The organism is Niabella terrae, assembly GCF_054783135.1.
In genome coordinates this window covers 275,795-302,730 of the sequence record NZ_BAAGRD010000008.1, presented here as the reverse complement: position 1 = coordinate 302,730, position 26,936 = coordinate 275,795, and the positions used below count along the sequence as shown (strand labels likewise).

Here is a 26,936-nt window from a genome sequence, read left to right as displayed (position 1 = left end):
AACAGCGGGCGGATCACAGACTCCAGTAAACCCGTTTAACCCGTTGAGATATCCCGGTCATGATTTCGTAAGGGATGGTACCGACTTTCCGGGCCAGTTCTTCCAACGGCAGCCCCTCACCAAAAACCAGCACTTCGTCACCCTGCCGGACCCCTTTAATGCCGGTGACATCAATCATGACCATATCCATACAGACCGTACCGACTACCGGTGCTTTTTTATTTCTGACCAGCATGTATCCCACGCCCTGTCCCAGCTTTCTGGAATAGCCATCGGCATAACCGATCCGTACCGTTGCGATCAGGGATTCTTTTACAATCCGGCCCCGGCGGTTATAGCTCACCGTCGCACCAGGTGGCAGTTGCTTGACTTGGGCAATGGTAGTTTTTAGTGTGAGGGCAGGCAACAACCGGGTGGGTCCTGCCTTACCGCCGATACCGTAGAGGCCAATGCCCAGACGGACCATATCCAGCTGCAGTTCCGGCATTCTGCGGATAGCCGCACTATTGGCGATATGTTTGATTAGCGGGTAACCCAGCAATTCTTCCAGGCGCGCGGCCGCATCCATAAAAAGTTGGTACTGCCGACGGGTAAAAGCATCAGAGCGGTGGTCTTCACTGGCAGCCAGGTGACTGAAAACCGATTGCGGACGCAGCCAGGGCTGGTCTTTCAGCCGGGCGCCCAGCCGGTCGACCAGTGCCGGATCAAAACCCAGCCGATTCATGCCGGTTTCGAGTTCTATATGAATCGGATAGGCACTAAGACCCACATCCTGCACATGTTGTTCAAAATCATCCAATTGTTCAAAACCATAGATATCGGGCTCCAACCGGTGATCCGTAATGGCATCAAAGGCAGCCGGCTCGGGGTTCAGCACCATCACCGGCGTCCGGATACCGGCTTGCCGCAGTTCTACGCCTTCATCGGCATAAGCCACACCGAAATAATCCGCCTGCCGGTATTCCAACAGGGCCGCGATTTCCGATCCGCCGCTGCCATAGCCAAAAGCCTTGACCATGACCATCATGCGTGTCCGGGGTGCTAATAACTGTTGAAAAGCATTGAAATTATGGGCGATGGCGTCCAGGTTAATCTCCAGGACCGTTTGATGGGCTTTCTGTTCCAGCAGGGCCGCAATCTGTTCAAAGGTAAAAACCCGGGCGCCCTTGATCAGAATCGCCTGGTCCTTAAACCGCATGGCGGGGAACGCTTGGAGAAATTCCTGGGTATTCCGATAGCTGCGAAAAGTTAATTTTTTCTTTCGTCCGCTGAGGAGCTGTGGCAGCAGCTCCTGCATATGGGGACCAATCCCGATCAACAGGCGAACCTCATGACGCTGTAACTGATCGAGAATTTCTTCATAGATCAGACGGGGCTCCTGCCCCCCCTGCATAAAGTCAGAAAGGATGACGGTTTTTTCAAGACCTTTGCCTACCTGTGTCAGAAAATCCAGCGCAATGGAAAGGGAATCGGTATCCGCACTGTAACTGTCATTGATAATGACAGAATTGTGAAGCCCCCGGTTAAAAGCCAGTCGCATATTGACAGGTTGCAGGCGGCTGACAGCTTCGCGGATGAATTCCGGCGAAAGCCCCATGCAGAGTAACAGGGCACAACAGCTAATAGCATTTTCAATGGACGCCGCGTCCTGCAGGGGTAGGGCCAGCTCCAAAGGACGCCCTTCATAGACCAGGTGGATCAGCGCGCCGCCACGCTGCCGCCTTACACGGCGCAGCTGCAAGTGGTTCTCGCCGCTCTTTCCCCAGAAAAAAATCCGGCCGGGCAATTGCTGCACCGCCTTTCGGATCGAAGGCTGATCCCCATTGGCGATGACCAGGCGGGCCTGTCCGAAGAGTTGTAGTTTTTCTGTAAGTTTCTGGCTGCGGCTTTTAAAGCCTTCACTGTGAGCGGTGCCAAAATGCGTCAGTACGCCGATGGTAGGCCGGATAACCGTCTCCAGTTTTTCCATTTCTCCAGGCTGACTGATGCCGGCTTCAAAAATGCCCAGCTCGTGGCGGTCAGCCATCTGCCAGACACTGAGCGGTACGCCGATTTGGGAATTATAACTTTTGGGGCTTCGGACGATGCGGTATTCCTTGTGCAGCAGTTGATACAGCCATTCCTTCACCACCGTCTTTCCATTACTGCCCGTAATGCCGATGACCTCATAATCGAAGCGCTGCCGGTGACAGGCAGCCAGCTCTTGCAGGGCAGCACCTGCGTCCGCTACCTTTAAAAATACTGCTCCGGGATATTTTTTTCTGTCTACCGGCTGATCCACTACAAAATACCGGAGGCCACTTTGATAGAGCAATCCGATAAACTGATGGCCGTTTCGACGGGGACCGCTCAGGGCAAAAAACAGGGACCGGGTCGGATCGGTCAGCTTACGGCTATCCGTAAGCAGGATGGTGATCTCTGCCACAGGCAGCCTGCGTGTTGACAGGCCCAGAAATCCTGCGATATCCTTGAGTTGATACATGGGGTCTCATCAGGGTTGGGGTGCCGGGGGCTCATTTTCTCCGGCTGACAGGTCCTTGCGCGGCTTCCTGATTACCGACACCAGGATGCTGCCGGTGATACAGACCAGAATAACGCCCAGGGAAATCACCACCATTTGCTGTTTGGGGATCCAGGCGGAAATCCAGTGTTCGGCAATCATCTTTACACCGATAAAAATCAAAACGATCGCAATACCCTGTTGCAGATACTCAAACTTATTGACAGCGCCTTTGAGCAGGAAGAATAGTGACCGCAGGCCCAGTACCGCAAATATATTGGAAGTGTAAATGACCATGGGATGTCGCGAAATACCCATAACGGCAGGAATAGAATCCAGTGCAAATACAATGTCGATTCCGGCCAGCATCAAAACGACGACAAAAAGTATGGTATATCTTTTTTTTCCTCCTTCCCGTACGGTAAAACGCCCACCGCCGTCATGGGGTACCATGGGAATGAGTCTTTTGATCAGCCGGTAGAATGCATAATCATGGGGATCCTTTTCAGCCTCCTGATCATGGGGTAAAAACATTTTGATACCGGTATACAGCAGGAAGGCGCCGAACAGATACAGGATCCATTCAAACTTGTTGACCAGGCTAACGCCTACGGCGATAAAAATGATTCGGAGAAGAATTGCGGTCAGGATCCCGATCAGTAATACCCTTCCGTAATGTTTTTCTTTAATGCCAAAAGAAGTGAATATCAGAATAAAAACAAAAATATTATCAATACTCAGGCTCCATTCCATCAGATAGGCACTGATGTATTCAATCGCCAGGGTCTTACCGTCTTCAAACCAGACGAATACAAAAAAGGCCAGTGAGAGGGCTACCCAGAAAAAAGTCTGGAGCAATGCTTTTTTAATGGTGATGATTTCGCCTTTTTTACTCAGCAGTCCCAGGTCAAAAACAAGGGCAAATAGGATCACTATCCCAAAAACAAGGTACGTGATTTGTTCATGTGTCATTCAGAAACAGATATTATTGATCAATCAGGGTTTACACGGAAAAACTCTCTCCGCAGGCACAGGTACGGGATGCATTGGGATTATTGAAATAAAAACCTTTGCCATTCAGTCCTTCGGAGAATTCCAAAGTGGTTCCCAGCAGATACAACAGGCTTTTCATATCGGTTACGATCTTGATATCATTATCCTCAAATATCTGATCTGCAGGCTTTTCTTCACTGTCAAAATCTAATTTATAGCTGAGTCCGGAGCAGCCACCGCTTACCACACTGACTCTTAAAAACCGGTCCCGGTCCTTCCCCGAGTTCAGAATTTCAAGAATACGCGCTTTGGCGGTATCGCTGATTTTAATACTGTCTGCTGCAAATGTTGTATCCATGCTATTGATTCTTGTTTTGAGCACCGGCTCAAGGACGGCAACAATCTCAATAATAAATTGTTCACCCTCCGGTAGATTTTACCCCCGGAAAGAAGAAAACTTTCCCGGAAGGACAAAGTTACCATATTCCTGCGGAAACCAGGGATTTGGCAGCCCGAAGTCGGTAGAATTTGCCGGGTTCAGGGATTGAATTTTTAGCAGAATTGCCGTTCTTTACCCAACAAAAACGCTACATTCGAATGATGAGAACAGGTTTAATGACAATGCTACTCGGCATCCTGGTCCTGGGTTCCTGCGGGTTGAGCCACGATCAACAGCAGCAGAAGCAAAAAGAAGCGGAACTGAAACAGCAACAACAGCAACTAAGCGCCTGGCAGAACCAGTTGTCGGAAAAGGAAAGGTTGCTGGAGCAAAGAGAGTTTCGGCTGGACAGCACCAAACGTGAAATCGACTCGGTAGCGATCCATGGCCCCTCCATTTTGGGACGCTGGCAGGTAAAAATGCAGTGTGTGGAAACTTCCTGTCCCGGGTCGGCCATAGGTGACGTTAAAACGGAAATCTGGGAGTTCAGTGTAAATGAGCATGCCATTACTGCCAAAGCCTATTCCGGCAAAACCCTGGCCCGGATCTATAAAGGTGGTTATACCCAAAGTGGCCTGCAACTTTCAGAACACGCTTCCGGCACCAGTAATATGGATGTGACGATGCGTATCCTGAAGGAAGGAAAAATGGACGGCATCAGGGAAATTATTATGGCCGACTGTAAAACAACTTATTCTTTAAACGCCAACCGCTTATAAGCCGGCACCGTTCCATTATTATGGTATTATTAGCAACTTCAGATTTTAGTTTGCCGTTAACCAATCCGGTCATCATCTTTGCGCTGGTATTATTTATAATACTTTTCGCACCGATACTATTTGCGAAAATAAAGGTCCCGCATATCATTGGCCTTATTATCGCAGGGGTACTGGTAGGGCCGCACGCTACGAACCTGCTCCAAAGGGATATGAGTATCGTGTTATTCGGAACCGTAGGACTGCTGTACATCATGTTTCTGGCCGGGCTTGAAATCGATCTTGCAGAATTCAAGAAAAACAAATCTAAAATACTTGCTTTTGGCCTGATTACCTTTCTGATACCATTAACACTGGGATTCCTGGCCGGTTATCATGTCCTCGGATTTAATCTGATGCCCTCTCTTTTACTGGGAGGCATGTTTTCCACCCATACCCTGGTATCTTATCCGATTGCCAGCAAGTATGGCATCACCCACAATAGCGTAGTAGCCATTGCTGTCGGCGGTACGATGATTACTGATACGGCTGCACTGCTTTTACTGGCAGCGGTCTCCGGCATGACCCAGTCTCAGGTAAGTGATAGCTTTTGGCTGCAGCTGGGTATCTCCTCGATCATATTCGTATGCATTGTATTTTTCGTATTCCCCATCATCATCCGGTGGTTTTTTAAACAATTTGATGACAGCGTATCACAGTATATCTTCGTCCTGGGTATGGTATTTCTGGCTTCCTTTCTGGCAGAAGTCGCCGGTCTGGAACCCATCATCGGCGCGTTTTTTTCCGGACTGGTGCTGAACAAATTTATTCCGCATTCTTCGGGGCTTTCCACGCGCATCAATTTCGTCGGGAATGCCATTTTTATTCCCTTTTTTCTGATCGGTGTGGGGATGCTGGTGGACCTCAAAGTCCTGTTCAAAAGCTGGGAGGCAGCCAGGGTAGCCGGGGTCATTATCCTTGTGGCCATTTCGGGAAAGCTGGTTTCTGCTTGGCTTACCGCTAAAATTTTCAAATTCAACGTTTGGGAACGCGGCCTGCTACATGGCCTCAGTTCTTCCCATGCGGCTGCTACGCTGGCAATCGTGCTTGTCGGCTATAATATCATTATCGGCGAGACGCCTGTGGGCGATCCCATCCGGTTACTCAATGAAGATGTCCTGAATGGTACGGTACTGCTGATCCTGGTCAGTTGCGGCATTTCCTCTTTTATTACGGAGCGCGCCTCTAAATCTTTGGCATTGATACAGGAAGAAAGAGATGCATCAACCACCCAGTTCAAACCCGGAGAAAAAGTATTGATATCAGTAGCCTATCCTGCGATTGCCAATGACCTGATGGATCTGGCTGTCATGTTGAAAACGGGCAAATCGGATTTGCCGATGTATGTCCTTCACATTGTGGAGGACGAAAGCGAAGCCACTAACGCCGCTGGTAAAGGAAGAAAAATACTGGATAACGCCATTAAGTATGCAGCAGACTCAGAAAATATTGTCACGCCACTGCTCCGATACGACTCCAGTATCAGCAATGGTATCATTTATACCATCAAGGAACAGCAGATTACCGATGTGGTTATTGGATTGCATCAGGGTGCCGACGAAAAAGTCTTCTTTGGAGAAATCACGGAAAACATCATCCGACGCACTTTTGAGACGATTTATGTCTATCGCCCGGCACAGCCCTTCAATACCCTGAAAAGAATGATTGTACTGGTGCCGCCGCATGGTGAAACCGATCCGGGATTCACGCACTGGGTACAGAAATTAGAATCTATCGGGAAAATCTCGGGAATGAAGCTTAAATTTTACGGCACCGATGCTACTTTGCAAGCCATTAAAACGGTCCTTCAGTATATTCAGAACCCTACGGAGGCTATTTATACTTCTTTTTACAACTGGGACGATTTTCTGGTATTTACCCGTGAGATTAATGCCAATGACTTATTTGTAATCGTGTCTTCGCGCAAAGACCATAATTCCTATATCAGCCAACTGAATAAACTGCCATACTATCTGTCAAATTATTTTAAAAAGGTGAGTTTCATGCTCCTTTATCCGAAGCAACTGGACACGGGCATCAATATGGAAGACATTCAGCAGGCAGATGGCAAACTGATCGAAACCATCAGTGAACAGTTCGGCGCCATCAATAAGGCCGGAAAAAAACTCCGTAAAAGAATCTGGCGAAAATAAAAATTAACGGTTTTCACAGTGATGTTTCAGCTGGCCCAGCCCCCGTGACATTTCCTTTTCCAGATAGCGACTGACGCCGGTAAACAAATGTATCAGGCGCAACTGATAAGGGAGCTGCCCCTTGAATTCCCAGCTGACCATGGAACCATATACTTTTGCCGGTTCTATCCGGATATACATCTGACCATCTATATGATGTGGGCTAATAAGTTGCAATTGGCATTCCACCAGACGGTAGGGCTTCAGTTCTTTAAAGATCAGGCAACCCCTGCCCACGACTCTTCTGTTACTGGTCCAGCAGAGCTTGGCACCGGGTTTTCCATCCTGCTCGGAAATCAGCACATTCATGCCATTGTCCTTATGCAGCCAGGGATTCCAGGTATTTATTTTTTTAATGGTATTGACATGGGTCCATACCTTTTGTGGTCGGGCAAAAATATGTATGGTTTTCTTATAACTAAAATCGCGACCCACAAAAATCGCTGCAATCAGCACAAGCAGGATGGCAGCCAACAGGCCCAAAACCAGGTATCGCAGGAAACGCATGCAGCAGTCGTTTTGTAGAGTTCCGGTAGACAATGTCTTATTTCAAAGTTACTGTTTTAGTTTTAGAAAAAGACTTGATCTCAAACAGGAAAACCCACTACCTTTTAGCTGGTACTATTGCTATTTTCAGGGACAGCCGCAGGTGGATTTCAGGTCCATAAAACAGTCGTTTCTAAACAAGTCGTGTTCTTCCAACTGAACATATCCCAGTTGATTGGTAAGCATCCTGGTATTTCCGATACAGAACGCCGGTGTGTTGTAATGGTGATGACCGTAAACCCAGGCAGCGATACGCGAATGCTCAATCAGGGCATCCACATCCACAGCAAAGGCTTCATTCAGGGGGTCCCCTTTGTATTTTGGAGGATAATGCTGAAAGGTGGGACAATGATGCGTAAACACTGCCAACTGTTCCGCCGCCGCATCCATAACAGTCTGCCGTATGAAGTCCAGGCTGTCCTGATGCAACTGATTATACTATTCAATATCCAGCTTACGGGTCCCGTAGCGTATCATATGAAAATCGTTCAAGGATGCTTCAATCCGGAACTGCCACCGCGGACTGATCCGGCTCCATAAGGTGGAAAATACCAGCCGCAGGGAACCGTGATCTGCTGTAGTATTGTTGACTAGAAATACATTATCCCGTATGTTTTCTTGTAGCTTTCCCGACCGGAGTGACAAATCGTAATCGTAGTACTCATGATTACCCGGCAGCCAATAAGTGGCCGCAAAATGATCCGAGAGATAATTGAAAAAATCCCGGTACGTTTCGATTGCGCGCAAAGGCAGGATATCTCCGGCCAGCACCAGTACTTCGGCCACCGGCTGCAAGGGGTGTCGCTTCATATAGGACGCATTCTGCGGAAACTCCAGGTGGAGATCCGAAGCAAACTGAATCTGCATAATACACTATTTTAAAATATGAGGAGGATCTGGGTATCCGGCATAGCCGAACCCGTCGAACTTTGCGGATGGATCAACCCATCCGCTCACAGCAAAACAATCGGCAAAACAATAAGGGCTGCCCGTCCCGGATCCGATACCGGGCGCCGCTTGCAACGCAAAACTACAAAAATAATGCCCCGAAATCAGGGCGACTTCCGGGTAACTGATTTACTGTAGGGCAGGTAAAGGGGCAGCGCCGCAGCGCCATACCAGTCAAATATTTCGGCTTCCAGCAAACCCGCTTCAATGGCCGGATCCGTTTCCAGACAGGCTGCTGCCTCCTTGCGGTCTTTTGCTTTCAGGATAAACAATCCCCGGTAGGCTTTTTCATTTTTGGCGAAGGGTCCTGCGACAATGAGCTTGCCGGCGTCTACCAGCCTGTTGATGTTTTCCATATGGCCCCGGAACAGGGTCTGTATCTGCTGTTGGTCTTCCAGTTTTGACGGGCCGGTCTTCAGGATCACGAACTGGTACATCCGCATGCCATATTCGTCAGCCCCCAGGCTGTCTGCCAGCGCTTTGTTATAGGTCGGAGCGGTTGTCAGGCTGTCCTGTTGTGCCCCAACGAGCAGCCCGGCAAACAGGAGCAGACAGGTTAATAACAGGTGTCGCATAACTGAAATTTTAATAGGGGGTCGATTATAACGCCATCCGGTAATTCTTTGTATCTTTCCCCCTTCATGTAAATTTAACTTTAATTGTCATTGATGAAAAAAATTCTTGCAGTCCTATTGATCCTCTCTGTAGTCACACAGGCAGATGCACAGCGGGTGATGTCCCTCTTTAACGGAAAAAATCTGAAAGGCTGGACCGTACACGGCACAGAAAAATGGTATGTGGAAAAAGGAGAACTGATATGTGAAAGTGGTCCCGACAAGCAATACGGCTATTTATCCACCGATACCGCTTTTGATAATTTTGAATTCTTTGTAAAATTCAAACAGGAAGCCAATGGGAACAGTGGTGTATTTTTCAGGTCTTCAATCGAGGGCGTAAAAATCAACGGCTGGCAGGTAGAAGTAGCACCGGCAGGGCTTCATACCGGCGGCGTCTATGAATCTTATGGCAGGGGCTGGCTGATCAAACCCAAACCCGAAGATGAAAAATGGTTGCGGGAAGGTAAATGGAATACCCTGAAAATCCGGGTCCTGAATGACCGCGTAACCACCTGGCTGAACGGCCATCAGATGATCGATCTCACTGATGCCAAAATCGGTGCCGGAAAAGGATTTATCGCCCTGCAGATCCACGACGGTGGTGGCATCAAGGTTAAATGGAAAGATTTTATCCTCAAAGAATTGTAACCCTTCACGTATATCCCCGCGGAAATCTAACCCAGGGGTGGTCGTTTTCGGAAAAACTTGGAAGCGGCTGCCGCATTGCGTTACATTTGCGACATGAATGATCGGAAAACAAGGGTGCGCTTTGCCCCCTCCCCTACAGGAGGACTGCATTTGGGTGGTGTTAGAACCGCCTTATACAATTACCTGTTCGCCCGCAGTCAGGGAGGCGAATTTATCCTCAGAATAGAAGATACGGATCAGACCCGTTTTGTAGCGGGTGCTGAAGCCTATATATTCGATTGTCTGGCCTGGCTGGGCATTGAACCCGATGAGAGTGCCCGGCACGGCGGGCCATTTGGCCCCTATCGGCAGAGCGAGCGGAAAAGCAGTTATGCACCGTTGGCCGAGCAACTGATTGCCCAGGGAAAGGCCTATTATGCTTTTGACACGCCTGAGGAGCTGGAATCCATGCGGCGGCAATACATAACCGAAGAAAACCCCCAGCCCCAGTATGATCATAAGCTGAGGATGAAAATGCGTAATTCGCTGACCCTGCCGGCCGCAGAAGTCGAAGCCCTGCTGCAGCGTCAGACGCCCTATGTCGTACGCATCAAAATGCCCGACCAGGAAGTACTGGAATTTGAAGATATGATCCGGGGTAAAGTCAGTTTTAATACCGCATTGGTCGACGATAAAGTCCTGCTGAAAGCTGATGGTATGCCGACCTATCACCTGGCCGTGGTGGCTGATGATTATCAGATGCAGATTACGCATGTTTTCCGCGGCGAAGAATGGCTGCCCAGCACACCCGTCCATATCCTGCTTTGGAAATACCTCTACGGGCTGGATAAAATGCCCCAATGGGCGCACTTGCCGCTGATCCTGGGCCCGGAAGGAAAACTGAGTAAAAGAGATGGTGCCAAATACGGATTCCCCGTTTTTGCCATGAACTGGACGGATCCCGCCTCCGGCGTTATGACCGAGGGATTTAAGGAAAGAGGTTTTTTACCGGAAGCCTTCATCAACCTGCTGGCGCTGCTGGGCTGGAACGATGGCAGTGGCCAGGAATTGTTCAGCCTGGAGGCGCTGATCAGCAGGTTTGCGGTGGACCGGGTGCACAGTGCAGGCGCCCGATTCGATTTTGAAAAAGCCAAATGGTTCAACCACGAATGGATAAAGGAACTGAATAATGCAAGCCTGCTGCCCCGGGTAGGGGAAGTTTTGCAGGGACGCGGCCTGGATCATGTGGATCCCGTCCTGCTCGAAAAAATTATCGGGCTGGTCAAAGACCGTTGCACCCTGCTGACGGATTTTTATGAGCAGTCGGTTTATTTCTTTCAGGCGCCAGAACACCCGGATCTGGGTCCGGTAAAGGAAAAATGGGACGCCTCAAAAACCCTGTTTTTTAATGAGCTGATCCGCAATTATGAACTGGCCACCGGCTGGGATGCGGAAGGCCTCGAACATAATTTCAAAGAAATCGCCGCAGTCAATCAGTTAAAGCCAGGCGCACTGATGCTGCCGTTCCGGATCATGCTGGTGGGTGGAAAGTTTGGCCCGGGCGTTTTTGAAATTGCCGCCCTTATTGGTAAATCCGCCACGATCGAAAGAATCAGGGAAGGTCTGCGCCAGCTGTCGGTAGCATAAAGGAACACATTCCATCCTACTTAGCACTGATGGAATCCTAGTGCACCATATTTTGCAGGCCAAACCGGCGCTTTGCCGGTTCTTGTCTGCAGGGGACACGGTATTGATTACCCGGGCCTTCTCTGAAAAAAACCTTGTCATTATGTATAGCCGAAAAACCTTTTTATCAGAAGCTGCCCTGGCAGCCACTGCTTTGTTTATTTCCTCCATGGATGTATTTGCAAAGCCCCTTCCTACCAGGATAAAGCAGGGGTACAGCTTAAAAATTATGGCGCCCTTCTGGGGCTTTGAAGGCAGTATTACTGCTTTTTGTAAAAAGGCTAAAGATGATGGATATGATGGCGTGGAAATCATCTGGCTCACAGATAAAGCCCTTCAGGAAGAGCTTTTCGCCGCTTTAAAAACCTATCAGCTGGAAGTAGGCTTTCTTTGCCGGGGAGACGAGCCCCAGCCGGAACCGCATTTCAATACTTTTAAAAAAGTACTTCATGCCGCTATCCACAATGATCACCAGTTGCCGTTGTATATCAATGTCCATTCGGGCAGGGATTATTTTTCCCTCAGTGATAACCAAAAGTTCATTGATCATACCCTGCGTGTGGAGCAGGAATCGAATGTTCCGGTTTATCATGAAACCCACCGCAGCCGGATGCTCTATTCCGCGCCGGCATCCGCCCCCATTCTGAAAGCCAACAGGGACCTGCGGCTCACCCTGGATATTTCCCATTGGTGTAATGTCAGCGAAAGCCTGCTGGAAGACCAGCAGGACACTGTTGCACTGGCCCTTAATCAGACCGCCCATATACACAGCCGGGTGGGACATGCCGAAGGACCACAGGTAAGCGACCCTCGTGCACCTGAATGGAAAACGGCGGTGGCAGCGCATTTTGCCTGGTGGGATACCGTAGTGGAGATGAAAAAACAACAGGGGCAAGTTTTAACCATGCTGACCGAATTCGGGCCGGCGGGTTATATGCCCACCCTGCCCTATACCAACCAGCCGGTCGCCGACCAATGGGAAATCAATACGCATATGATGCAGGTCTGGAAGAAAAGATATCTCTGAATCCGTCGGATCAGTTAGTTGCACTGCTGATTTAAGAACCGTAAAGCAGCCCGGTTATAATCACTGTACATACTATGTCCCGACAAGGCCAGGCCTGCCTGGGCCAGGACAAAAATCTGCTGGGCTGCCGGTAAGGCGGCCAGCCGGGGAAAATCGTCAGGCCTGGCGGCATAGGCTGCTTTCAGCGCATCGGTGGTTCCGATGAAATAATTGTTGCTATCGATAAAATGATTGGATTGTAATTCCTGAAAGACAGCAGCAGACTGACCCAGGCTGATCTCCCCGTTGCGGGCAAATCTTTCGGGATACAGCGGACTGCGTTCCTTGATCCGATAGTTGCTGCAGATCCCCCTCGCTTCCAGGGCTTCGGCATTGGCCTGTGCCCGAATATTGCCCTCGGGACCTACGGAAGGATTTTCATCAAAGCGGGCCATACAAAACTGCAGGGGCGTCCGGGTCATCTGCGCGATCTGATCGCCTGAAGGCGCGCAGTAACTGATGGCGGCTTTAAAACCTGCAATGGTGGCCAACGCCGTCGAAAAATTACCGCCGTTACTCATGCCAATTGCATACTTTGGTTTATCCGGATCGCTAAGACCCCTTTTGTAAAACTCAGCGGTTATCAATAGGATATTGGCGAAATCCACATTGGCATCCAGGTCCCAGGGCAAATTATTCCAGCGGAGCTTTCCGTCTGCGTTACTGTCAGTTTGGGTGGTCGCTTCTTCTGACTCGGTAATGATCACCGCAAAATGATCATACACCAGATCCTTGATGAGTTGCTGCCATTCAAAATTATGCAGCAGGACTGCGGCGCTGCCGCCGGTGCCGTGCAGCAGAAATACGATGCCCTTATGGTTCTCCGGGAAATAATAATAGACCGGCTTGTCCCGGTCCCGCCCCCCGATTTGTTCGAACTGTAGGGTAAAAGCGGGCATGGCCTGCAGGTAGGCCGTAAAGCTTAGATCCCGGGCGGGCATGATGAGCCAGGTATGCCATTCTGCAGCTGCATTCAGCAGTCCGGCTTTGGGTCCTGACCAGCCCCCAAAGACCTGGTCGGCTCCATATGCTTTAGAAAACAGATGTACGGTATCGCCTTCTCTGTACTGCCCGCTGCCATAACCGTTTACCAGATTGAGTTGATACAGGTCGGCTTCACCGGAGGATCCGGAAGGTTCGGCACCCTTGGTGCAGCCGCCGGCCATCCAGAGCAACAGGCCGATCAGGAATATCCTATAACAGAATTTCATCTTCCGCATTTTCTGTTATAAGGACTGGTCGGGAACTAAAAGGTTTAAGAAACAGGCGGGTCGCCACCCATAGGCGTCATTTCTGGCGCTCCGCCCATTGTTCATTAAAAGATTTCCTGGGAAACCGGAGCGGACTTCTTCCTTTGGACCAGGCACCGCCTACGGCATTAATAAATTTTTCTTTCAACTGGCCGTTACCCATATTCATCCTGCCGCGCCGCAACATGGCAAAGCGCCAGATTTTCCAGGCGGCTTTTTCAGTAAGCGGTGCATAACCTGCTTCCCGGGCTTCGTGGCGGTTCTCCAGCAAGAGTTCATGCAGGTTGATCTTTACGGCACAGACTTCTGTACAGTTGCCACAAAGCGAGGAAGCATGACTCAGGTGCTTCCATTCCTTCATGGGTTTGAGGTGTGGCGTAATGACGGCACCGATGGGACCGCTGTAAGTGGCTGCATAACTGTGACCGCCAATATTCTTATACACCGGGCAGGCATTCAGGCAGGCACCGCAACGGATGCAGTAGAGGGCCTCCCGGGTTTTTTCGTTGGCCAGCATCCTGGTGCGGCCATTGTCCAGCAGGATCACATACATCTCCTGCGGACCGTCGGTCTCTCCCGGCTGCCGGGGACCGGTGATAATCGTACTGTAAGAAGTGATCCTTTGACCGGTACCAAAAGTGGATAACAGGGGCCAGAACAAGGCCAGGTCATTCATGGAAGGAATCACTTTTTCAATACCGACAATCACAATATGGGTTTTGGGCATGGAAGCGCTCAGGCGGCCGTTGCCCTCATTTTCAGTAACCGCAACACCGCCGATATCAGCCAGTATAAAATTGGCGCCCGTGACGCCCACTTCCGCCTGCGCATACTTCGCCCGCAGCCGCTCCCGGGCCACCAGGGTTAGCTGCTCGGCACTGAGGCCGGGATCGGTCCCGAGTTTTTCCGCAAACAGTTGCGCAATGCCCTCGCGGCTTTTATGCATGGCAGGCGTAACGATATGATAGGGCGTTTCACCATCCAGTTGCTGGATATACTCACCCAGATCCGTTTCAACGCTTTCGATACCGGCTGCTTCAAGATGCGTATTGAGATGGATCTCTTCTGTAACCATACTCTTGCTTTTCACCAGGGTCTTGCAGTTTTTCTCTTTGCAGATCTCCAATACGGCGTCGATGGCCTGCTGACTGTCTTCGCACCAGATCACCCGGCCGCCGCGGGCGGTGATCTGAGATTCGAAATTTTCCAGTTGCTGGTCCAGGGTCTCCAGGGCTTTCCATTTCAGATTCTTGGCCCTTTCCCTGGCCAGTGTCAGCTCGGAGAACTGCTGCTTGCCCCGGGGGACCGCATTGTTATATTTGCCAATATTAAAATTAATGACATCCCGATGGGACCGGTCTGCGGCTTTCTCGCGGCTTTTTTTATGGAAGGTGGAGGCGGTCTGAGACATAATGGATCATTTAGGAATCTAAGGCGCCTGGCGATGCATCCGGGCAGCCTGCTCCAGCACCTCAAAAAAATCTTTACCGTATTTACGGATCAGGGGTTCTTTTAAAAATTCATATACCGGCACTTTCAGTTTTTCGCCCAACTGGCAGGCAGGACTGCATAATTGCTGCCGGGGTTCGTAGTTCAGGCGTTCATAATCACCGTGCCGGCCCTGATAAGCAATGATGGGATACAAATGACAACTGATGGGCTTTTTCCATTGGATCTTTCCGTCATTATAGGCCTGTTCGAAGGCGCATTTAATCATGCCGCTTTTTTCGCGAATGGCGTAAGCGCAGATTTCATTATCAGCAGCCAGGGTAGGCGTCACCCAGCCAAATTCTTCGTCGTACTGATACTTGCCGTTCTTTTCAACATGCCGGATGGCGGCTGCGGTCATATAGGGCTTGATGGCCTCAAAGTTCCGGTTGACTTCATCCAGCTCGGCCTTGGACAGCGGTGCTCCGGCATCCCCCTCTTCGCAACAGCCCCCCTTGCATTTACCCAGATCACATACAAACTGTGATTCCACAATATCATCACTAATAATCTTATTCTCTATTACTATCATTTCACTATGATCTTTATCTGCTTGGCCCGGTTTCTTTCAATCTCCAGTACAGTGAATTCAAAATCACCTGACTGGATCGTATCATTCAACTGTGGTAAATCACCCGCCAGTTCATTCATGAGGCCACCTAGGGTCTCACTGTCACCCCGAATATCATCAAAGGTATTTAAAGGCAATGACATCGCCCGGCATACATCCAATAGACGGGTATTGCCTTCGAAAAGATAGGTCTTATCATCAATTTTGGTGCTGTTGTTTTCCTCTTCGTCAAATTCGTCCTTGATATCCCCCACCACTTCTTCGACAATATCCTCCATGGTCACGATTCCACTGGTGCCGCCGAATTCATCTACAACGATCGCAAAATGGGTCCGCTTTTTCTGAAATTCCAGTAACAGGTCTTCGATCAGTTTGGATTCGGGGACAAAAAACGGCGGCCGGATCAGGTCATGCCAGTTAAAATCCGGTTCGTACAAAAAAGGCACGACATCCTTGGTATTCAATACCCCTTCGATCTCATCGAGGTTCTCCCGGTAGACCGGTAACCGGGAATAGTGCAGGGATTCAATCTTTTTAACCAAATCCGCAAAAGAAGTTTTTAGCTCAATACCATTCACATAGAGCCGGCTGCGCATGATCTTTTTAACCGAGATCTGGCCAAACTTTACAATGCCCTTCATGATCTTCTTTTCTTCCGGCGAAGCTTCATCATCGGTCTGCACATCGATAGCGGCATCGAGTTCTTCAATGCTATTGGCCTCCGCATTATTCGCGCCGATTCCACGGCCCAGTCCATCAGAAATAGAAACCACCCATTCACTGATCCGGCGCAGGGCCATATGGATGCCTTCTACGATCATGATGACCACGGGCCATTCGTAAGCAAACCGGAGGCTGTTCTGCCGGGCCCAGACCCGGGGAAATATTTCCAGCGGAAATAGAATCAGAAAAGCAATCAGCAGCCATTTGCCCAAAATTGCCCAGGAATTATGAAAATATTCCGGCGGCGTATACTGGTTGATCAGGTAATTGGAAACGATCACCAGCAGAATATTGATAATGGTTTTGGCAATCAGCATGGAAGCAAAGACCGCCTTGGGCTTTTCCAGCAGGTCCAGGATGCGTCGTGCCGCGGGTTGCTGACGGGTCTTGAGCACGTCGATATCCTTCTCATCCAGTGAGAATACGGCAGCCTGCGAACCTGAAATCGAAAAGGAAAGGAAGACCAGGACGATCAGGCCGATAATAAGTAAGGTGCTGCTCTGGGTCGTCGCCGGCAATTGCAGGATTACCCAGCCTTTAGCGATCAGCGTAATAAAGGCAGTGTCAAACAAAATGGAAAATTATTTTTGAAACTTTTTTACCCTCATAACGGGATTACCAGACAAAAATATGGGTAATTGTCAGAATTTGTATGGTTTTAGGACGCCGGCTACCAGTCAGATGAGCTATCGGATCCCTGTTCGGATTGCCCCTGATCTCTATCTGCTTCAGACTCATTGTTTTCACTATGGGAATTGACATCGCCTTTTTTATCCAGCATGATCAGATTTTCTCCGACGACTTCGGTAATATACTTTTTCACACCATCCTTGTCTTCCCAACTGCGGGTACGCAACCGTCCTTCTATATAAACCAGGCTGGCTTTGTGTAAAAATTTTTGCGCCAGATCGGCGAGGCCCCGCCATAACACAACGGTATGCCATTCCGTTTGTGACACCAGTTTTCCCGAGCGGTCCTTAAAGGTTTCCGTAGTCGCCAGTGGAAACTTGGCCACCGGAATATTTCCATCCAGGGTCTGTATTTCCGGATCTTTACCCAAATTCCCAATCAACATAACGCGATTAACTCCTCTCATATACAAAAATTTATCTGAAACGGTAATTAGTTACCGGTCTAACCCGCAGTGAAATTAACTTTTTTTGATGATTTATAAATATTTAATGGTCTCCGATTCAAAAAATTTAAAAGAGGGTACCATTCCTTAGACCCCGGCGTTTTCCAGATAACGGTGAATGATTTTAGGAAAAGCAAAAGCAGTCAGTTCCGCCGGATCCACCCACGCACATGTTTCCAGTGATGCCGGTACCCTGCCTCTTTTTGCCGGCGCCTCGATAAAAACCGCAGTAATCGTCTGATGGGTGAGCTTTTGTTGTAGCGGCCCGGTGACCACCCGCGCCTGACGCTGACCGGATATCCAGCCCAGCTGACCCGCCTGCAGCACCGCCTGTTCTTCCTGACCGGCTAAAGGAAGTTCCAGCACCGGGAACTCATACAATTGCTGCCAGATATCGGCTGCAGTCCGTTGGCGCAAGGCCAGCTTCCCCCCACGACGAAGTACAAAAAAATAAAAAAATCGCTGGCGCTGTTTGAGCTTTTTTTCTTTTACCGGCAGTTGGGTAATCCTGTTGTGCTGGTAAGCGATGCAGCTGGCCTGGTAAACACATTGCTCGCAGGATGGCGCAGCAGGTTTACAGACCGTGGCGCCAAAGTCCATAATCGCCTGGTTATAATGTCCGGGGTGGCGTCGATCCAGCAAAGCCGCAGCCTGGCGTTCAAAATACTTCCTGCCGGCCGTGCTGTCAATCGGTTTTTCGATTCCGAATACCCGGGCGAGTACCCGCAGGACATTCCCGTCCACCACTGCATGCGGCAGGTTATAGGCAAAAGAGGCAATTGCCGCAGCCGTATAAGGTCCCACACCTTTCAACTGCAACAGGCCTTCATAGCTGTCGGGAAAGCGGCCCTGGAACGCATCAACAATCAAACGGGCCGTAGCCATCAGGTTGCGGCAGCGGGAATAGTAGCCCAGGCCCTCCCAGCGCTTGAAAACGGCAGCTTCGGGGGCTGCCGCAAGTCGATGCACATCAGGGAAATCCGCTATGAACCGCTGGTAATAAGCCAGACCCTGTTCTACCCGGGTTTGTTGCAGGATAATTTCACTAATCCAGATCCGGTAAGGATCCCGTTCTCCCTTCCAGGGCATTTTTCTGTTGTTTTGGATTTTATTCCATTTTAACAGAATTTCCGAAAAATTATTGAAATTCAGAGATTTAAGTGTTAAATTGCTCAAAAGTTTAAAAATAAATTGTTTAAGGCATAAAGTTTGGATTAATAATTGTTTATAGCAAAATTCACATGCCATAGAGCGTTTAAACGTTTATGGGGGATTTTCAGATTTACAAAACTCATGTTTTAAGTTAAAATCATTAATTACTATGCGAAAAGCTGACTTAGTTAACAAGATTTCAGACAAAACAGGTATTCCGAAAGTGGATGTATTGGTCACACTGGAAACCATGTTTAAAGAAGTTAAAGATACGCTGGCTTCAGGAGAAAATATTTATATCCGGGGCTTTGGTAGCTTTATAACCAAAAAGCGGGCGGCTAAAATTGGTCGTAATATTAAAAAGAATATTGCCGTCCATATTCCCGAGCATTATATCCCCGCATTCAAGCCAGCCAAGGAATTCAGTGCTGAAGTCAAAAAACTCAAGGAACCTAAGCCCGATGCGGGTCCCGGTGAAGATGCGGATTAGTGCCTGAGGCATTCCTGAAGCAATACATTTCGCCTTAGATCCCGGAATCCCAGAGATTACCGGGATTTAAGGCTTTTATTTTTAATCCTCCGACGGTCGTTCCAGACCTGGAAAAACCTCCCGACCTGGTGCCGGCTTAAAAAAATTCCCTGCTTTTGGCGGTTCACGCCGGATTGAGTTACCTTTGCAGTTCAAATTTTTTTGATTTTGAAAAAGCCGCAATTATTCATCCTGCTGGCAGCACTGCTGGTGCTGGTCCTGCTCTGGGCGTTTGGCAGTACGGTCTCCCATAAAAAAGTTTCGCACGAAGGACATAACCACGATGCGCCGGCGGTATCCACCGACTTATCAAGTTCCTCATTTTCAATAGATAGTGCACTTATTTCAACGAAAAAAGCGTTAAACCCCGCCCAGTCAGCCTTTGTCAGCCAACTGGAAGAAAATATCGGAAAAGCGCCTGGTGGCGAAGAAAAAATTCATGCTTATCATCAGTTGTCGCAGTATTTTAAAGACAGCGTTCGGGCCTTCCTGCCCTTCGCCTGGTACACGGCGGAAGCGGCAAGGTTGGAAAATTCAGAAAAAAACCTCAATTTTGCAGGCCATTTGTTTTTAAACAATGTGCAGGAGGTCCATCAGGCTGACATGAAACAGTGGATGGCCCTTCAGGCAAAAGACTTGTTTGAGCGTTCTTTGAATATTAATCCGCAGAATGATTCTGCCAAAGTAGGATTAGGTGCGACTTATATGTTTGGCGGCATTTCCAATGCCCCGATGCAGGGTATCAGCAAAATCCGGGAAGTCATCGACAAAGACAGTACCAATGTCTATGCGCAGATGACCCTGGCGATGGGTTCCCTGATGAGCGGACAGACAGACAAGGCACTTCAGCGTCTCCTGACGGTGCACCGTCTCGATGGCCGCAACCTGCAGGCAGTTTTACTACTAGCTGATCTTTATGAGCGGCAGGGCGATAAAAACCAGGCCCTGCAATGGTATAGCAAAGCGTTGCCTCTGATCACCGATCACGATGAAATGAAGACCGCTTTGCAGGAACGGATTAATACTCTTAAAAATTAGACCTCAACTTATTTTTTTATAAACAATATTTTAAATCATTTTAATTATGCCTTGCGGTAAAAAAAGAAAACGTCATAAAATTGCGACTCACAAGCGTAAGAAAAGACTTCGGAAGAACCGTCATAAGAAAAAATAATATTTTTTTCTAAGATGATCCTATTGATAAACCCCGTAATGGTACGGGGTTTATCTGATTTGCTGTTTTCAGGTTACTTGATTCATGGTAGGCGCACCCAATGCCTTTGAATGCCATATGTCTCTTCTTTTCAGCCATAACATGGGTTAAGGTCACCAATAAAATTTTACCTATCAGGGCATAGCAATATGTTCACACCTGATGAATAAAGAAATTGTAATTAATTCAGCTCCCACCGGCGTGGAAATTGCATTGCTGGAAGACAAAAAGCTGGTTGAGCTGCACAGTGAAAAAACCGATGCCCGGTTTGCTGTGGGGGATTTATATCTGGGAAAAGTCAAACGCCTCATGCCAGGGCTGAATGCCGCCTTTATTGATGTGGGATTCGAAAAGGATGCTTTTCTCCATTATACCGACCTCAGCCCCTACGCAAAATCCCTGCTCAAATTCACGCAACAGGCCATGCAGGCCACCGATGCAGCCCCTGTCGATTTTACGAAATTCCAGGTAGAACCTGAAATAATCAAAACCGGCAAAATCAGTGAAGTACTCGGCGGCAAACCGCATATCCTGGTGCAGATTCTCAAGGAACCCATTGCCGCCAAGGGACCCCGGCTCAGTTGCGAATTATCGCTGCCCGGCCGGTTTGTGGTCATTACCCCATTTAATAATATCGTAGCGGTTTCCAAGAAGATCCACTCTTCTGAGGAAAGAAAAAGACTGCAGAAGATTATTGATGCGGTCAAGCCTAAAAATTTCGGAGTCATTGTGCGTACAGCCGCCGAGGGGAAAAATACGGCAGAGCTATATGAAGACCTTGCCAACCTGGTATCGATCTGGAATACGATTACGATAAACCTGCGGGGCGCCAAGGCCGCTTCAAAGATCTACAGTGAACAGACCAAGACCAACAGCATCCTGCGGGATCTGTTGAGTGCGGATTATAACCGGATCGTCACCAACGACAAGAATATTTATACCGAGACCAAAAACTATATTCAGCGGATCGCACCGGAAAAAGCTGAAATTGTCAATCAGGCCCAGGGAAATGTATTCGACGCCCTTGGAATTACCAAACAGGTAAAGGGTTCTTTTGGCAAAACCGTAACAATGAGCAGCGGTGCCTACCTGATCATCGAGCACACCGAGGCACTGCATGTGATTGATGTAAACAGCGGCTACAAGAATGCCAGCAACAATCAGGAACAGAACGCACTAGAGACCAACCTGGAAGCTGCCTCTGAAATTGCCCGGCAATTGCGGCTGCGGGATATCGGTGGCATTATTGTGGTGGACTTTATCGATATGAAGCTGGCGGAGAACCGTAAGAAACTCTATGAAAAAATGGAGGAGATCATGCGGGCGGACCGGGCCAAACATTCCGTTTTACCGATTTCAAAATTCGGGCTGATGCAGATCACCCGGCAAAGAATGCGGCCTGAAGTCAATATCAATACCCAGGAAATCTGCCCCAGTTGTAACGGCACCGGTAAGATATCTTCGACGCTGGTGCTGGAGGATGCCATTGAAAAAAACCTCAGCTACCTGATTACTCATAAACACAAAAACCTGAAACTGGTGGTGCATCCCATCATGCATGCCTACCTGACCAAGGGGATGTGGTGGAACAGCATCCTGGCCAAATGGAATAAGAAATTCACACAAAAGACCCGTCTCGAAAAAAATTCAGATTATTACCTGACGGAGTATCATTTTTTTGATACCAATGATGATGAAATAAAATTTTAAGAAAAAGCGGCCCAGGCCGCTTTTTTTAGAGCTTTCCTTTCACGTTCAGTGCATCCCTGAGTCCATTTCCCAGCAGGTTGAACGCCAATACCAGCACCATAATGGCAAATCCGGGTGCCAGGGCCAGCATCGGATTTTCGGTAATGATAAAATTATAATTCTCTTTAATCATCAGTCCCCAGCTGGGCATGGGCGGTTGCACCCCAACGCCCAGAAAACTCAGGCCCGCCTCAATGATAATGGCCGAGGCGAAATTGGCTGCCGCAATCACCAGTACCGGACCCGCAATATTCGGCCAGATATGGGCCACAATGATTCGGATCCTGCGGAAACCCAGGGCGCGGGCAGCTTCGACATATTCCTGTTCCCTTTCAGCCATTACCTGACCCCGGACCAGCCTGGCGACATTGACCCACATCGTCAGACCAACGGCTATAAAGACCTGCCAGAAACCCTTACCCAGCGCCAGCGTGATCGCAAAGACCAGCAGGAGGGTGGGGATGCTCCAGATTACGTTGATAAACCACATGATAATATCATCTACGCGGCCCCGGTAGAAACCGGCCAGAGAACCCAGTAGCAGGCCGATGCTTACGGACAGTATGACGGTTACCAGACCCACACTCAGGCTCACCCGGGTACCCACGATCAGACGGCTGGCAATATCCCGACCGTAACTATCGGTACCCAGCCGGAAATGACGGCGCACCACCGGCTGTGCAGCCAGTGCGCCCCTCGCATAGCTCTGGCGTTCACTGAGCCCTTCGTCGATATATTTTTCGACAATCAGACTGTCTCCCTTCCATTGATGCGCATTTACCGGAATATGGTGATACCGGTCTCTTCTTCCCTGCAGCAATGTCTTCAGGAAATTTTCAGATTCGGGTGGACTGGCTTTTTTTACCAACAGAAAATCCTTTACAAATCCGGGCTTCTCGCCACCGATCTCCAGAATGATACGGTTCGCAAAGGGCGAAGGATCCGGTGCGATATAATAACAGCCCAAAGCGACGACAACCGACAGCAGGATGACCAGCAGTCCGGCCATTGCGCCTTTGTTTTTTTTCAACCGGATCCAGGTAGGACTTTTAAAAAAAGCATTTGATGCCATGGGCCTTAAAATTATTAATAATCCGCTTATCTGACTTTACGTCCCTTCCATTCATAATTACCGAAACTACCCAGAAAACCCGCCAGCAGGGTATAGGCGATATGAAGGGGTTGAAAAAATAAAAAATAGCGCATCAGGTGTTGTTGACCGAAAAAACGACTCACCGTTCTGACAAAGGGAAATTCTGCCGCCGTTTTCAGGATCCATAAAATCAGTAGAAACCACAGATACCGGGGCTCAAACAACGCAGCTGCAATCAGGATCAGAAAAGCGGCGTTGAACAGATAGACCAGCAACAGGACGGCAAAAATGCGTTTGTCATCATAATTGCCTGCCTTACTGGCCCAACGGATGCGTTGCTGTATAAAAGCTTTCCACGAGGCTGCAGCGGCCGTGTCCACAATCATTCCCGGCGATTTCAGGTAACCCACCCGGTCCGGATAAAGCAACCAGATCTTATGCATCAGTAACATATCGTCACCGGAAGCCAGCCCGTCTATATCCTTAAAACCTGCTACTTCTTCAAATACATCACGCCGGTAAGCCAGGTTGGCACCATTGCACATACTGTGCATTTTCTTATACACAGAGGCACCGGTGATGCCCTGTAAGGTCAGAAAATCCAGGGTCTGGAACACAAAGAGCAGCTCCTGCCGTCCCGCAGCTTCGGGTGCAGGAATGAAACGTACGGGTGCCGCCACGAAAACAGGGTCGCTGTTCTCAATGAAAGCGGCAAAGCCCGAAAGCCAGCCCGGGGGCAGAATACAATCAGCATCCGTACATACAATCCAGGGCTGTCGGGCGGCGGCAATACCGGTTTCAATCGCTTTTTTCTTATAGGAATTAATGCCCTCTTCCGTTAAACGAATCACCCGGACACCCGGATAGCCTGCGGCAATCTGCGGCGTAGCATCCGAGGAATGGTCGTCAACCAGAATGATTTCAAATAAGGCCCTGGGGTAATCCTGGGCCAGGAGGCTTTCCAGCAGGGCCCCGATCGAAGCCGCTTCATTGCGGGCCGGTATGATAACGGAAAAACCCATACCTGAAACCGATGCACCTGCGGTGAATGTCGGCAGGGCCTTCCAGCTTTTATGGTAATAGCTGATAATGCCTGCATAGCACAACCAAATCAGAAACAGGACCATGCCGCTGATGAACATCCGGCAAAACTAAGCGGTTGCGCCCATCTTTGAAAGCCTTTTTAACTACGGATCTGACAAAAAACCCCGGGCCGGCAGGTTCCTGCAATTCCGGAAAGGCGATTGTTTTCTTAAGCAGGATCAACAAATCAACAGGCGGTTACGGGATTCAACAAATAATCCTAACTTCAATTGGTTGTTAAAACAACTATATGACAAACAACCAATTTAAAAGAAGTGAATTATATAGTTTTATAACAGGTATTGCCAGTACAGCGATTGCCAGGCGCCTGCAAAAAAAATTCAATGGGGCGGACCTGAGTCTGACGATTGAACAGTGGAGCGTATTATATCATTTATGGAAGGAAGACGGGATCAGTCAGCAGGAGCTCTGCCGGGCCACTTTCCGGGATAAGCCGAGCATGACCCGGCTGGTAGACAACCTGGAAAAGGCAGGGCTCGTTAGGCGCATCGCCTCGCAGTCAGATCGTCGTAAGAACCTGATTCATCTGACACCCAAGGCCCAGGCCATGGAAACGGTCTGTCATGGATTTGCCGCCGAGACCGTAGACGAGGCACTGCAAAGCGTCAGCAATGCAGACATTGAACGCTGTAAAGTGGTGTTGAAGAAAGTGTATGAGAACCTGAAGTAGCCGGCCGGCTGACGGGCGGTCGGATAACAATTACTAAAATTAAAAACAATGAATACTGCAGCAACATCAGAACCCATCAAAGGCGCCCAGTGGCTGGTTACCGCAGCCGGTTATGCCGATACCTTTATCAGTGAAGAATTCGGAGAAGAAGAACAGATGATCCGGGATATGTGTACCCAGTTTCTGGAAACCGAAGTCCTGCCGATTCTGGACCAGATTGACGATATGGAAGAAGGGCTGATGCGCAGTCTGGTTGAAAAAGCCGGCGCACAGGGCCTGCTTTCCGCGGCATTGCCCGAAAAATATGGCGGTCTGGGTAAAGATTTTATCACTTCGACCATTATCAATGAATACCTGGGTGCGGGTCATTCCTTTTCTGTGGCCATTGCAGCCCATACCGGCATCGGGACCCTGCCGATCCTGTATTTTGGAACCGAAGCGCAGAAAGAAAAATATATTCCGCAGCTGGCCACCGGCGAATGGGCCGGTGCTTATGGTTTGACCGAGCCCAATTCCGGCAGTGATGCACTTAGCGCCAAAACGACGGCCCGGCTTTCGGAAGACGGAAAACACTACCTGCTCAATGGCCAGAAATGCTGGATTACCAATGGTGGATTTGCACAGGTTTACACCGTATTTGCAAAAGTGAATGGCGAGCAGTTTACCGGTTTTATCGTAGAAAGAGGTATGGAAGGTTTTACCAACGGACCCGAAGAAAAGAAAATGGGCATCAAAGGATCTTCCACCGTGCAACTGTATTTCCAGGACGCCAAAATACCGGTAGAAAATCTGCTCGGTGAAATCGGCAAGGGACACCGCATCGCCTTCAATATCCTGAATATCGGAAGACTGAAACTCTGCGCAGCCGCCCTGGGCGGGGCTAAAATGGCACTGAACCTGTCCATTACTTACGCCCGTACCCGCGAACAGTTTGGTAAACCGATCGCTGAATTCGGCGCCATCCAGCACAAACTGGCTGAAATGGCCATCCGGGTCTATGCGGCAGAGTCCGCGCTGTACCGGACAGCCAAATGGATCAACGACCTGGAAGAACGGCATATCGCAGCGGGCAAACCCTTCAACGAAGCTGTGCTGGCTGCCGCTGAAGAATATGCTATAGAATGCGCCATCCTGAAAGTCTACGGCAGTGAACTGCTGGATTTTGTAGCTGATGAGGGCGTACAGATACACGGAGGCAACGGATACAGTGCAGAATATGATATTTCCCGCGCCTACCGTGACAGTCGAATCAACCGTATATATGAAGGCACCAATGAAATCAACCGCCTGCTGATACTGGATATGACCCTGAAAAGGGCCATGCAGGGCCGGCTGGATTTAATGGGACCGGCCATGGCCGTGCAACAGGAGCTGATGAGCATCCCGGATTTTGGCAGCGGACCGGAGGTTGCCTTTGAAGCCGAAAAGAAACTGGTCGCCGGATTTAAAAAAGCCATTCTGATGGTAGCCGGTGCCGCAGTTCAGAAACTGATGACCAAGATTGAAAGCGAACAGGAAGTCCTGATGGCACTCGCAGATATGGCCATCAACTGTTTTCATGCGGAAAGTATCCTGCTCCGGACCGAGAAGCTCAATGCCACGGTGGGTGCAGAGAAAACACAGGTTCAGCTGGCCATGACCCGTACTTTCCTGTATGATGCAGCGGATGCCATCCATAAATCAGGCAAGGATGCCATCAATGCTTTCGCTGAAGGGGATGAACAGCGGATGCTGCTGATGGGCCTGAAGCGTTTTACCAAGGCCGCTCCCTTCAACACGAAGGAAGCCCGTAGAGAAATTGCCGCGGCATTGCTGGATGCCGGCAAGTTCCGTTTTTAGCCGCTCCCGGGTGCCCTGCCGCCGGTGAAGGCATCCGGCGGCAAACCCATG

The 26,936-nt window shown here is 49.3% G+C and carries 25 protein-coding genes; 10 read left to right on the top strand and 15 right to left on the bottom strand.

Translation table 11 applies throughout. The features are described from left to right. Nucleotides 1–13: 13 nt before the first annotated feature. The 3 genes from ACYVI9_RS09455 to ACYVI9_RS09445 are packed head-to-tail and all read right to left on the bottom strand — an operon-like array spanning nucleotide 14 to nucleotide 3,851. Nucleotides 14–2,482 carry a bifunctional UDP-N-acetylmuramoyl-tripeptide:D-alanyl-D-alanine ligase/alanine racemase gene (locus tag ACYVI9_RS09455; protein WP_460763816.1) on the bottom strand — a complete coding sequence of 823 codons (2,469 nt, stop codon included), beginning with the start codon at nucleotides 2,480–2,482 and terminating at the stop codon, nucleotides 14–16. 9 nt (nucleotides 2,483–2,491) lie between these two features. Continuing rightward, entirely contained in the window at nucleotides 2,492–3,472 is a 981-nt protein-coding gene (locus ACYVI9_RS09450) for a TerC/Alx family metal homeostasis membrane protein (protein WP_460763813.1), read from the bottom strand. A 31-nt stretch (nucleotides 3,473–3,503) separates the two neighbouring features. Beyond that, a complete protein-coding gene (locus tag ACYVI9_RS09445; protein WP_460763811.1) occupies nucleotides 3,504–3,851 on the bottom strand; it encodes a HesB/IscA family protein in 348 nt (115 codons plus the stop codon). A 242-nt stretch (nucleotides 3,852–4,093) separates the two neighbouring features. Here ACYVI9_RS09445 and ACYVI9_RS09440 point away from each other — a divergent pair, with 242 nt between their 5' ends. Both ACYVI9_RS09440 and ACYVI9_RS09435 read left to right on the top strand, forming a co-directional pair. Continuing rightward, nucleotides 4,094–4,651, top strand: a complete 558-nt coding sequence (locus ACYVI9_RS09440) for a hypothetical protein (protein ID WP_460763808.1) — start codon at nucleotides 4,094–4,096, stop codon at nucleotides 4,649–4,651. 20 nt (nucleotides 4,652–4,671) lie between these two features. Beyond that, nucleotides 4,672–6,840 (top strand): cation:proton antiporter domain-containing protein, encoded by a 2,169-nt coding sequence (locus ACYVI9_RS09435; RefSeq protein ID WP_460763805.1) that lies wholly within the window; start codon nucleotides 4,672–4,674, stop codon nucleotides 6,838–6,840. A 3-nt stretch (nucleotides 6,841–6,843) separates the two neighbouring features. Here the strand turns inward: ACYVI9_RS09435 and ACYVI9_RS09430 are convergent, their stop codons facing one another. The 4 genes from ACYVI9_RS09430 to ACYVI9_RS09415 all read right to left on the bottom strand — a co-directional run bounded on the left by ACYVI9_RS09430 (nucleotide 6,844) and on the right by ACYVI9_RS09415 (nucleotide 8,948). Continuing rightward, the gene (locus ACYVI9_RS09430) at nucleotides 6,844–7,386 is read right to left on the bottom strand and encodes an SRPBCC family protein (RefSeq protein ID WP_460763803.1); all 543 of its coding nucleotides are present in this window, start codon (nucleotides 7,384–7,386) and stop codon (nucleotides 6,844–6,846) included. A 126-nt stretch (nucleotides 7,387–7,512) separates the two neighbouring features. Beyond that, entirely contained in the window at nucleotides 7,513–7,854 is a 342-nt protein-coding gene (locus ACYVI9_RS09425) for a metallophosphoesterase family protein (protein WP_460763801.1), read from the bottom strand. Between the two features lie 9 nt (nucleotides 7,855–7,863). Continuing rightward, on the bottom strand, nucleotides 7,864–8,292 hold the full coding sequence (locus ACYVI9_RS09420; RefSeq protein WP_460763798.1) for a metallophosphoesterase: 429 nt from the start codon (nucleotides 8,290–8,292) through the stop codon (nucleotides 7,864–7,866). 185 nt (nucleotides 8,293–8,477) lie between these two features. After that, nucleotides 8,478–8,948, bottom strand: coding sequence for a YciI family protein (locus ACYVI9_RS09415; RefSeq protein ID WP_460763796.1), 471 nt, complete (start codon nucleotides 8,946–8,948; stop codon nucleotides 8,478–8,480). Between the two features lie 93 nt (nucleotides 8,949–9,041). Here ACYVI9_RS09415 and ACYVI9_RS09410 point away from each other — a divergent pair, with 93 nt between their 5' ends. The 3 genes from ACYVI9_RS09410 to ACYVI9_RS09400 all read left to right on the top strand — a co-directional run bounded on the left by ACYVI9_RS09410 (nucleotide 9,042) and on the right by ACYVI9_RS09400 (nucleotide 12,330). Beyond that, nucleotides 9,042–9,638: a 3-keto-disaccharide hydrolase gene (locus ACYVI9_RS09410; RefSeq protein ID WP_460763793.1), complete on the top strand. Its 597-nt coding sequence runs from the start codon at nucleotides 9,042–9,044 to the stop codon at nucleotides 9,636–9,638. Nucleotides 9,639–9,731: 93 nt separating this feature from the next. Further along, entirely contained in the window at nucleotides 9,732–11,264 is a 1,533-nt protein-coding gene (gene gltX, locus ACYVI9_RS09405; protein ID WP_460763791.1) for a glutamate--tRNA ligase, read from the top strand. 142 nt (nucleotides 11,265–11,406) lie between these two features. Then, nucleotides 11,407–12,330: a sugar phosphate isomerase/epimerase family protein gene (locus tag ACYVI9_RS09400; protein ID WP_460763788.1), complete on the top strand. Its 924-nt coding sequence runs from the start codon at nucleotides 11,407–11,409 to the stop codon at nucleotides 12,328–12,330. A 14-nt stretch (nucleotides 12,331–12,344) separates the two neighbouring features. Here ACYVI9_RS09400 and ACYVI9_RS09395 read toward each other — a convergent pair whose 3' ends face one another. From ACYVI9_RS09395 to mutY, 6 genes are all read right to left on the bottom strand, one after another. Next, on the bottom strand, nucleotides 12,345–13,580 hold the full coding sequence (locus ACYVI9_RS09395; RefSeq protein WP_460763786.1) for an alpha/beta hydrolase family protein: 1,236 nt from the start codon (nucleotides 13,578–13,580) through the stop codon (nucleotides 12,345–12,347). A gap of 76 nt (nucleotides 13,581–13,656) precedes the next feature. Next, nucleotides 13,657–15,030 carry a LutB/LldF family L-lactate oxidation iron-sulfur protein gene (locus ACYVI9_RS09390; protein WP_460763783.1) on the bottom strand — a complete coding sequence of 458 codons (1,374 nt, stop codon included), beginning with the start codon at nucleotides 15,028–15,030 and terminating at the stop codon, nucleotides 13,657–13,659. A gap of 18 nt (nucleotides 15,031–15,048) precedes the next feature. Continuing rightward, a complete protein-coding gene (locus ACYVI9_RS09385; protein WP_460763781.1) occupies nucleotides 15,049–15,639 on the bottom strand; it encodes a DUF3109 family protein in 591 nt (196 codons plus the stop codon). Further along, entirely contained in the window at nucleotides 15,636–16,973 is a 1,338-nt protein-coding gene (gldE, locus tag ACYVI9_RS09380) for a gliding motility-associated protein GldE (protein WP_460763778.1), read from the bottom strand. The genes ACYVI9_RS09385 and gldE overlap by 4 nt, the downstream gene beginning before the upstream one ends. A gap of 98 nt (nucleotides 16,974–17,071) precedes the next feature. Then, on the bottom strand, nucleotides 17,072–17,497 hold the full coding sequence (locus ACYVI9_RS09375; protein ID WP_460763775.1) for a single-stranded DNA-binding protein: 426 nt from the start codon (nucleotides 17,495–17,497) through the stop codon (nucleotides 17,072–17,074). Between the two features lie 126 nt (nucleotides 17,498–17,623). After that, nucleotides 17,624–18,712, bottom strand: coding sequence for an A/G-specific adenine glycosylase (mutY, locus tag ACYVI9_RS09370; RefSeq protein ID WP_460763772.1), 1,089 nt, complete (start codon nucleotides 18,710–18,712; stop codon nucleotides 17,624–17,626). Nucleotides 18,713–18,857: 145 nt separating this feature from the next. On the opposite strand from mutY, the gene ACYVI9_RS09365 reads away from it, so the two are divergent. The 3 genes from ACYVI9_RS09365 (at nucleotide 18,858) to ACYVI9_RS09355 (ending at nucleotide 22,140) form a co-directional block, all read left to right on the top strand. Then, nucleotides 18,858–19,178 carry an HU family DNA-binding protein gene (locus ACYVI9_RS09365; protein ID WP_460763768.1) on the top strand — a complete coding sequence of 107 codons (321 nt, stop codon included), beginning with the start codon at nucleotides 18,858–18,860 and terminating at the stop codon, nucleotides 19,176–19,178. 207 nt (nucleotides 19,179–19,385) lie between these two features. Further along, nucleotides 19,386–20,255: a tetratricopeptide repeat protein gene (locus tag ACYVI9_RS09360; RefSeq protein ID WP_460763765.1), complete on the top strand. Its 870-nt coding sequence runs from the start codon at nucleotides 19,386–19,388 to the stop codon at nucleotides 20,253–20,255. A gap of 337 nt (nucleotides 20,256–20,592) precedes the next feature. Then, nucleotides 20,593–22,140, top strand: coding sequence for an Rne/Rng family ribonuclease (locus tag ACYVI9_RS09355; RefSeq protein WP_460763763.1), 1,548 nt, complete (start codon nucleotides 20,593–20,595; stop codon nucleotides 22,138–22,140). Nucleotides 22,141–22,165: 25 nt separating this feature from the next. Here the strand turns inward: ACYVI9_RS09355 and ACYVI9_RS09350 are convergent, their stop codons facing one another. Then, nucleotides 22,166–23,251, bottom strand: a complete 1,086-nt coding sequence (locus tag ACYVI9_RS09350) for an ABC transporter permease (RefSeq protein ID WP_460763761.1) — start codon at nucleotides 23,249–23,251, stop codon at nucleotides 22,166–22,168. A gap of 26 nt (nucleotides 23,252–23,277) precedes the next feature. After that, nucleotides 23,278–24,414: a glycosyltransferase gene (locus tag ACYVI9_RS09345; protein ID WP_460763758.1), complete on the bottom strand. Its 1,137-nt coding sequence runs from the start codon at nucleotides 24,412–24,414 to the stop codon at nucleotides 23,278–23,280. A 191-nt stretch (nucleotides 24,415–24,605) separates the two neighbouring features. Between ACYVI9_RS09345 and ACYVI9_RS09340 the strand changes: the two genes are divergently transcribed. Together ACYVI9_RS09340 and ACYVI9_RS09335 are read left to right on the top strand one after the other, a co-directional pair. After that, complete coding sequence (locus tag ACYVI9_RS09340; RefSeq protein ID WP_460763755.1) at nucleotides 24,606–25,046, top strand: MarR family winged helix-turn-helix transcriptional regulator; 441 nt, start codon at nucleotides 24,606–24,608, stop codon at nucleotides 25,044–25,046. 48 nt (nucleotides 25,047–25,094) lie between these two features. Beyond that, nucleotides 25,095–26,885, top strand: a complete 1,791-nt coding sequence (locus ACYVI9_RS09335; RefSeq protein WP_460763753.1) for an acyl-CoA dehydrogenase family protein — start codon at nucleotides 25,095–25,097, stop codon at nucleotides 26,883–26,885. The last annotated feature ends 51 nt before the right edge of the window (nucleotides 26,886–26,936 follow it).